The organism is Brasilonema angustatum (assembly GCF_059505445.1).
The window spans coordinates 1-8112 of sequence record NZ_JCACKO010000119.1 but is presented as its reverse complement, the minus strand read 5'-3'; the positions used below and the strand labels follow the sequence as shown (position 1 = coordinate 8112).

The following is an 8112-nucleotide window of genomic DNA, read 5'->3' as shown; positions in this document are numbered from 1 at the left end:
CACGTAGTTATGGTTTTGACATTCATATTTCCAGGTGCAAGATGTGAGCGCCCAACGGGCGCGATTAACGCTCCCGCAAAATATGAAACAAGCACATTTTTCTGAGATTTCTCAAAGCCTTACTGTATAACGGTTCTAAAATGTGCAAGTTAGGAGTAATTATGTTGGTCAACCAGACAAACTACAAAAATTTATTAAACAACGATATATATAGGGGAGTCGTATTACTTCTGGTTCACAATCAAATACTTTAGGGCAAATCACTCAAAGCTTTGTCAAAAAATATTTAGAAGACAATCTTGCTATTACTAGTTTAAGAATTAAACTTAATGGAAATTTACCTGGTGTCAGCCATACTGAAAATAACAATCGTCCAACAACCTTTGATATTGTAGTTTCTCAGGAAAATAAGTATGTTGCAATAGAAGTTAGCTTTCAGGTAACGACAAATAGCGTCATTGAGCGTAAGGCAGGACAAGCAAAGTCCAGATTTGAACAAATTGAAAGTCTTAGTTATAAAATAGCTTATGTTCTGGATAGTGCTGGGAACTTTCAAAGAGAAAATGCCCTATCGACAATTTGTTTATACAGTCATTGTACAGTAGCGTTTTCTCGGGAGGAGCTTAATGTGCTTTGTAGCTTTTTGAAAGCATACTTTGGAGAATGACTAGATATGTTAAAATTTGTTGTTTGGAAAAAATTACATGAGCTTGAAAAAAAATCACAAAAAATTGAACGATGCGAAAAATTCGGTTTGTTGATTTGTTTGCAGGAATAGGTGGAATTAGACTAGCTTTTGAACAGGCTGCTCATTCCATAGAACTAGACACTGAATGCGTATTAAGCAGTGAAATTGATCCAAAAGCTCAATTCGTTTACGAACAAAACTTTTCTCATAAGCCTTTAGGGGACATTCACCTTATAGATGAATTACCAGAACATGAGTTTTTATTAGCTGGATTTCCTTGTCAAGCTTTTTCTCACGCTGGCAAGAAAGAAGGCTTTAGAGATACTAGAGGAACACTTTTTTTTGAAATCATGAGACTAGTGGATAAATATAAACCACAAGCTTTCATTTTTGAAAATGTCCGGGGACTATATAGCCATGATAAAGGAAGAACTCTGGCAACAATTAAGCACGAAATTCAAAACAGAGGTTACAGCTTTGATGCTTTTTTACTAAATAGTGCTAACTTTGGATTACCACAAAACCGTGTCAGAGTTTATCTAGTAGGAATTTTAGATGCTTCTCCTACTTTTGGGTTGATTTCTGATGTGGGATCAAAAGATTCCCATTCTTATAACCCTCAACAATTATCGTTATTTTACCCACTAAAAGACAGTGTGACTGTCGCCGAGATTTTAGAAGATAATCCTGAGCCAAGATATGATTGTTCTCCAAAATTTATTAATGCTTTAAAGAAAAATAATAATAATAATAATTTAGAACGCTTGCATGGAGTGCGGCTAATTGATTATCGTGGCGGAAACTCTATTCATTCATGGGAATTAGGATTGCGTGGCGAGTGTGATGCTTCGGAGATCGAATTAATGAACCGTTTCATCTTAAAGAGACGTAATAAAGAATTTGGTCAAGAACAAGATGGTAAATTATTAACCAAGGATCAGATAGCTAGTTTTTTTGACCATCCCAACCTTGAGGAAATTTTAGATTCACTGGTTGTCAAGAAATATTTAAAGATTATTAACGATAAATATAAACCTGTAGCTGGCAACTTTTCCTTTGAGGTTTATAAGTTTGTAGATCCAAGTAAGATTTCTGTAACACTTGTTGCCAGTGATGCCAATAGATTGGGAGTGTACCACAATAATAGAGTGCGACGACTCACTCCCCGCGAAGCTGCGAGACTGCAAGGTTTTCCTGATAGCTTTGTACTTCATCCCAATGATGATAAGGCTTACCGTCAACTGGGAAATTCGGTGAGTATTAATGTAGTCAAAGCTGTGGCGCAAGAAGTCATTATGAAAACGTTGTACTATAGCCAACAACGAACTCAGAGATTTGAAAGCGCGATCGCTCACTCCTCACGTAGCAACCAAAAGCCACTGTAAGTCATTCCAGAATCATCGGGTTGCACTAACAAAAAATGTAGTCCACGGCTTTGCTGCTTCCGTTGTTCATAGACTTTGCCAGCAGTTGTCACTTCTTTATCTTCAAATGTGCCAACAATCCACCTGTCAACTAAGCCAGCTTCTAACACTAAACCATCAGGTGCGCCAGCAACGTAATTCAACGCCACAGGATGGACTTGTTGCAACCAGCGTGCCAAACGCATTGATTGCCTTCCACCATAAATGACAACACAGGGAACGGGTGTTGTTGATGCTAAACCGAGATTAATAGGTAGGAGATATTCTGGCATTTCTAGAATCGGGATGGGGCGATCGCTAAATATTTCTGCCACATCACCAGCTGTCAGCGAAGCAAAACGCCATTCTTCTCCCCAAAGATTTTCTGGTAATGGCATTGGGGGTGGTTTGTCCAAGGATATAGGATATTGCTTTTGTTCCAACCACTGTTTTAATGCCAAGGTGCGGCGCGTTGGTTCAACACAAATGCCTAAACTGCGTCCAGCTTGTTCTATTAAACTTAAAGACTGAGGACGAAACACTTGAATGACATCTGGCAGTTGTTCAAGCGCTGCTTTCTGAAATTGAGAACCAACCCAACTTGAAGAAGCTTGTGACTGTAGACAAGTTGCTTGATACTCAAAACTACGAGTCGGATCGCAAATCAGCAACTCCCACATAACTTGTCTGGATGCTTCAGTCTGGGGACGACGATAAAAATCAGCTTGCCAAATTTTCATCAAAGGTACGCATTATAACTAAGTTATTAAACAAGATTGCAAAAGTAACAATTGCCACTGTTGTGAGGAAAGAGGAAAGCTTAAAGCGAAAAGGTTTTTTCTTATTCTTTTCCCCCTTAGCCTTTTCTCTACAACTGCCACGAAGTCTATTGAAGTTGAGGGATAGAGGTGCAATGACTTGCACCCTACCTCAACAAAATAACACCTACATTTGTTCAAAACCTGTTTCATTCACTAGTTCCGAAATCCTAAGCAGACTCAGGTGTTGTACATTCGTGAAAACCATAGATGCTCCTGCGTCTATCAATTTTTCAGCATACGCATCCCGACGTGCTAGTATTTGCTGTACATGAGGTGGTAAAACACCAACGCCAATCCAAGTCCGAGAAGGTTCTTGCAAACGCGCTTGCTTCACCGTGTACATATCAGCTACTGTATCTCCTACATACACTACTGGCGTTAAATGCTTATCATTTATATTGTCGGAAGACTCTAAGGCGCGCACAGTGGCAAATAGTCCAGTGGGGTTTGGTTTACTTGGTGCATCTTCCATTGCGATTAAGACTGGGGACTTCAACCCAAGGCGTTGTTCTAAAATGTAAGTCGCAGAACCGCGAGTTGCACCACTGAAAAATCCCCAGGGAATCTCAGCTTTTGTTAGTTCCTCTAGATATTTAGAGTCTAGCAATAATGGTTCATTGCAGATATATCCTGTGAATTTGTCGGGCTCACATCCTCGATAACGTGATTGAAAAAAGGTGACAATGGCATTGTAATCGAGTTGTAATTGCTCGCGCGTGTAACAGAGAGTTTCAAAATAACGGTAAGTTAATTCTTGAGATGCTTCCCAATCGTTATTCCAAACACCTTCAGACTTGAGCCGATCTATATCGAGTTGTGTTGGGCGATACGCTCCTTCTGTAAAATGCTCTACAGTATCTGCGATCGCTCGTCGATAAGAACCACTGACATCACGTATAACACCATCAATATCGAAAACCACTATCGCCTTTGGTGAGAGTTGTTCAGTCATAGAATGCGGAGATTTTTGATGAGTTATTAGGAGGCAGTGCTACAACGCGGGTTAAGCACGTTTTGTAGCACCTGCCGTTAATTAGTCATTAGTCAATAGTCATTAGTCAATACCTATTAGTTACAACAAGCAATTTTCCTTGTTCATATTTCATTCTCTCGACTTGCGATTTTCCACTCTTGTTTGGAAAGCTGGTAGATATTGCGTTACAATAGGCGATCGCAAAGTTAGTGAGTGTTGCCCGGATACTCCCCGGAGGTGTGATTGTCAAAATTCATTTTGAAAATACTGTGGCTAGATGAAAACGTTGCCTTGGCGGTTGATCAAGTTGTAGGCAAAGGCACAAGTCCTTTGACTAAGTACTTTTTCTGGCCGAGGAATGATGCCTGGGAAGAATTAAAAAAGGAGCTAGAATCAAAACACTGGATTACTGAACTAGATCGGGTGGAGTTGCTCAATAAAGCTACAGAAGTTATTAACTACTGGCAAGAGGAAGGCAGAAACCGCCCGATGGCTGAAGCTCAGTTAAAATTTCCTGAAGTTGCCTTTACAGGTAGCGCTTAAAGTTGTGTAGTTCACTTCCCTACTGTTGAACAAGCTCCGAGAGTTTGATAGTTTTATCCCTGCTGCCACAAACCTGAAGTTGTGCAACAGGGCTAATACTTATGTATTATCTGTTTTTCAGAACACAAGAACAATTACCCGCCAACTAAATTCTCTATCTGATTAGCTTGTGTCGGTAATGCCGCAGTTAAAACTTCGCTACCTTCTTGTGTGACTAAAACATCATCTTCAATGCGGATTCCTCGCACATCGGTAAATTGAGATAGGCGCTCCCAATTTACAACATCCTGATACTGTAACCGTACATTAGTATGATTTAGAATCGCTGGAACTTGATAAAATCCTGGTTCAATTGTGACTAACATTCCCGGACGTAAGGGGCGATTTAAACGCAGGTAGCTTAAACCAAAATGATTGCTCCTTGTACGTCCCTCTTCGTAACCTGCTAAATCTCCCAAATCTTCCATATCATGAACATCTAAACCCAACAAATGACCGATTCCGTGGGGGAAGAAGAGGCTGTGGGCGTTGATTTCCACTAAGTCTTGGGGATTTCCTTGCAAAATGCCTAAATTAACCAAGCCCTCTGCAATCACAGTACAAGCGAGTAAATGTAATTCTTGATACTCAACACCAGGGCTTACCTTAGCAATACAAGCATCATGAGCCGCTAACACAGTATCGTAAATATCTCTTTGGGTAGATGAAAACTTACCACCCACTGGCCAAGTACGTGTGACATCACCTGCCCAGCCTGTCTCTGTCTCAGCGCCAACATCAGCAAGTATCAAGTCGCCTGGTTGCAATGAGTGGTGATATTGCTCGTTGTGTAGAACTTCTCCGTGAACAGTGACGATACTGTTGTAGGAAGTCGTCATGTTATTGGCTATGATCACTTGTTCCATCGCAGCACGAACTTGTGCTTCAATTTGAGTATGAGTTGTAGCTGCCATGCCAGCTTTGTGTGCTTCTACAGTCACAGCCGCAGCTTTGCGTAATTCAGCTAATGCGCCATCGTCGTGAATCAGCCGTAACGAGATGATTGCTTTGGCTAACTCCAAGTCAATGTCTTGTGGTGACTTCAGCGGCAAAACCCATCTATTCAAAAGTTGCGACTGTTGTGTCCAAGTGGCGGCGTCCTGTACGGCAATTGTTGCGGCTTCTTCTGTCCACAATTCTAATTCTGCCATTGGCTTAGCAACGTCTGCTCCAATTATCTGAGCAATCTCCTGACGATCAGGCATTTGTCCATGCCAAAGAGCGCTTTCTGGTTGAGGATCATCCATAAACAGTTCTAGCTTACCTGCACTCAGGCGAATTGCTGCGTTTGGCAGTGGAAGCCCTGCAAAGTAGAGGAAATGACTGTTTGCACGAAACGGAAAGACATTTGCTGGATAGTTACGCGGACTGCTAGTTCCTGACCAAAGAATTGCCGGAAAATCAATTAGGTTGGCGAGTCGTTGGCGTCTGTCGCGTAGAGTTTCGATGAGAGAGCAAGAGGTTTTCAGTATCATAATCTTGGAAATTAAAGCAAATGTTTCAAATTTTTGTCAGTTTCCAGAGCAAATGAAGATTTTTCAACAGCCAAAATTTTGCTTAAGATTAGGTTGAAATAAAGATATCAATGAGTGTGTTTATCACTATATTTGTATAGCGTATTTGTTTTTTGAAAAAATGTCTCTTAAACAAAAAGTAAGCGTCAGTCCTATTTCATCCTCTAATTGGTCTATTGAGCAATTGCCTGGATTGAGTCAGCAAGAGCAAGCACAACTGCAAAACTGTGGAATTACAACCACAGCCGCACTGGTTAAACAAGGGAAAACACCTGCGGATAGGCTAGTGCTGGCAAATAAATTACAGATTCATCTTCAGTATGTCAACAAATGGGTGGCATTGTCTGATTTGGCTCGTATCCCCAGTGTAGGAACACAATATTGTGGATTATTGCTGCATGCGGGTATTGCTTCTGTGGTACAGCTAGCAACTACCCCCATTCACAGATTGCACCAACAACTTCTGCGCTTGGTGGTAGCAACCATGCAACGACGGGATTTGTGTCCTTCGATTGAGCAAGTTCAACAGTGGAGTCAACAAGCGAAAAAAGTCCTGAGTGATGAGCGATGAATTTAGTACGCAAAACACTCAACAGTTAACTGTTGACTTATTACTCTGTTGCCAAGACTCCATTCAGGAAGATATCAGCCAATCCTTCTGCCATTTGCTGCATTTGTTGGGGTGAGGCGTTGGGTTCCATAAGAGTATTGTTGGAAAAGCCTGCAACGGCAAACATTCCTAGAAAAACCTTAGCGACTAGTTTGGCATCCATGCGGCGATAGATTCCTTTATCCATTGCAGTTTGAAAGAAAGCCTCGCCAACATCAGTCATTTTGGCAATGACTTCAGACTGGATGCGATCGCGCAAATCTGGGTGAAACTGTGCCTCCATAAAACAAACCCGCATTAAGTCGGCGTTTTTTTGCATATTCCACATCCGGCGACGCATAACCTGAGCAACAGCTTTATAACTGCCCATTTCACTTAGTTCTGTTAACAAATCTGTCAGAATTTCCACCCATCCTTGAGTTGCAACCTCTATCAAAATTGCCTTTTTATTGGAAAAATGACGAAACAGCGTGCCTTCAGCAACTCCTGCAGCTTGTGCCAAGTCGCGGGTGGTTGTGCCATCAAATCCTTGAGACGCAAACAGTCGTCTTGCCGCTTCTAGAATGCGGGTGCGTGTTTGTGTTTCTGAAGATGGAGGAGCATTAAAAATTCGCATAAAAGTTATAGTGATATCGCCGGAATAAAATGTGTAGCATTATTGTCTAACGTTAAATGCAATAACAACGCAAAGCTTAATACAAGATTAAGACCTTGTTGACTGACGACGCCAAGTCGCAGACTCACTTTTCCCCGTCAGGGGATGAAAACACTTGATTTCGTTGAATGTAGCGAAAACGTAAAGCCGTGGGAGCGTCAGGCTATCGGATTCTTCAACAAAATCGTTACAATTAATCCTGACACATTTTTCAGATAGCAAAGGCAGCAATGGTTCAAGCTACAGAACATCTTTATATAGTCAGAGACAACCATATTTTAAGTGGAGAACCAATTATCAAAGGAACTCGTACGCCTGTTCGGGCAATTGTTGAAACTTTGTGAATAGGTATTACTCCTGAAGAAATTCCCAAAGGTATGCCTCATTTAACCTTGGCACAAGTATTCAATGCTTTGAGTTACTACAGTGATCACCAAGATGAAATTAACGATTATATTGAACGCAATCGAATCCCTGACAATTTAATATAGGAATCCGATTTGATTTCTGAATTGACTCGTAGAGGCAGGGAACGCTTAACAGGGAACAGGCAACGCTTAAGAAGCAATAAAAGCGTACGGAGTTTTTTTCAAAAATCAAATATTAGTCCTATAGGTCCGTTAGTTAAAGACTTATGAGTAGTTTGTTTAAGTAAGTCGGTGCAAAAAAATCAAACTGTGTAAAGAAAAGTAAATAAGGCTCAAACTCTTTCTCTCCCTACTCCCTACTCCCTGCTCCCTGCTCCCTGCTTTATTCCAACAAGAATTATTTACGCCGACCTACTTATCCGCTTATATTTGGAGGCGTTGCATAAGGGACTTCCAAGCAATAAAATCACCCAAAGCAAGAATGATAATCATTTGGAG

Annotated in this window: 9 protein-coding genes; 5 read left to right on the top strand and 4 right to left on the bottom strand. The window is 41.0% G+C overall.

The features are described from left to right. The first annotated feature begins 223 nt into the window (after positions 1-223). Positions 224-667: a hypothetical protein gene (locus AC5JM2_RS20830; protein WP_495836750.1), complete on the top strand. Its 444-nt coding sequence runs from the start codon at positions 224-226 to the stop codon at positions 665-667. Between the two features lie 71 nt (positions 668-738). Further along, the gene (dcm, locus tag AC5JM2_RS20825) at positions 739-2073 is read left to right on the top strand and encodes a DNA (cytosine-5-)-methyltransferase (RefSeq protein ID WP_495836749.1); all 1335 of its coding nucleotides are present in this window, start codon (positions 739-741) and stop codon (positions 2071-2073) included. Here the strand turns inward: dcm and AC5JM2_RS20820 are convergent. Continuing rightward, the gene (locus tag AC5JM2_RS20820; protein ID WP_495836748.1) at positions 2040-2831 is read right to left on the bottom strand and encodes a Tab2/Atab2 family RNA-binding protein; all 792 of its coding nucleotides are present in this window, start codon (positions 2829-2831) and stop codon (positions 2040-2042) included. The two genes, dcm and AC5JM2_RS20820, sit on opposite strands and share 34 nt — an antisense overlap. 205 nt (positions 2832-3036) lie before the next feature. Then, positions 3037-3864 (bottom strand): TIGR01548 family HAD-type hydrolase, encoded by an 828-nt coding sequence (locus tag AC5JM2_RS20815; protein WP_495836747.1) that lies wholly within the window; start codon positions 3862-3864, stop codon positions 3037-3039. Between the two features lie 264 nt (positions 3865-4128). Here AC5JM2_RS20815 and AC5JM2_RS20810 point away from each other — a divergent pair, with 264 nt between their 5' ends. After that, positions 4129-4428 (top strand): 30S ribosomal protein PSRP-3, encoded by a 300-nt coding sequence (locus tag AC5JM2_RS20810; protein ID WP_048871660.1) that lies wholly within the window; start codon positions 4129-4131, stop codon positions 4426-4428. Between the two features lie 134 nt (positions 4429-4562). On the opposite strand, the gene AC5JM2_RS20805 is transcribed toward AC5JM2_RS20810, so the two are convergent. Then, positions 4563-5942 carry an aminopeptidase P family protein gene (locus tag AC5JM2_RS20805; RefSeq protein WP_495836746.1) on the bottom strand — a complete coding sequence of 460 codons (1380 nt, stop codon included), beginning with the start codon at positions 5940-5942 and terminating at the stop codon, positions 4563-4565. A 160-nt stretch (positions 5943-6102) separates the two neighbouring features. Between AC5JM2_RS20805 and AC5JM2_RS20800 the strand changes: the two genes are divergently transcribed. Further along, complete coding sequence (locus tag AC5JM2_RS20800) at positions 6103-6552, top strand: DUF4332 domain-containing protein (protein WP_495836745.1); 450 nt, start codon at positions 6103-6105, stop codon at positions 6550-6552. A gap of 40 nt (positions 6553-6592) precedes the next feature. On the opposite strand, the gene AC5JM2_RS20795 is transcribed toward AC5JM2_RS20800, so the two are convergent. Next, positions 6593-7207, bottom strand: coding sequence for a TetR/AcrR family transcriptional regulator (locus AC5JM2_RS20795; RefSeq protein WP_495836744.1), 615 nt, complete (start codon positions 7205-7207; stop codon positions 6593-6595). A gap of 269 nt (positions 7208-7476) precedes the next feature. On the opposite strand from AC5JM2_RS20795, the gene AC5JM2_RS20790 reads away from it, so the two are divergent. Beyond that, complete coding sequence (locus AC5JM2_RS20790) at positions 7477-7590, top strand: DUF433 domain-containing protein (RefSeq protein ID WP_495836743.1); 114 nt, start codon at positions 7477-7479, stop codon at positions 7588-7590. Positions 7591-8112: the final 522 nt, after the last annotated feature.

Excerpts from the sequence above, each read along its gene's own strand:
- dcm (WP_495836749.1), top strand. The coding sequence starts at position 739 with ATGCGAAAAATTCGGTTTGTTGATTTGTTTGCAGGAATAGGTGGAATT.
- AC5JM2_RS20820 (WP_495836748.1), bottom strand. The coding sequence starts at position 2,831 with ATGAAAATTTGGCAAGCTGATTTTTATCGTCGTCCCCAGACTGAAGCA.
- AC5JM2_RS20815 (WP_495836747.1), bottom strand. The coding sequence starts at position 3,864 with ATGACTGAACAACTCTCACCAAAGGCGATAGTGGTTTTCGATATTGAT.
- AC5JM2_RS20805 (WP_495836746.1), bottom strand. The coding sequence starts at position 5,942 with ATGATACTGAAAACCTCTTGCTCTCTCATCGAAACTCTACGCGACAGA.
- AC5JM2_RS20800 (WP_495836745.1), top strand. The coding sequence starts at position 6,103 with ATGTCTCTTAAACAAAAAGTAAGCGTCAGTCCTATTTCATCCTCTAAT.
- AC5JM2_RS20795 (WP_495836744.1), bottom strand. The coding sequence starts at position 7,207 with ATGCGAATTTTTAATGCTCCTCCATCTTCAGAAACACAAACACGCACC.
- AC5JM2_RS20790 (WP_495836743.1), top strand. The coding sequence starts at position 7,477 with ATGGTTCAAGCTACAGAACATCTTTATATAGTCAGAGACAACCATATT.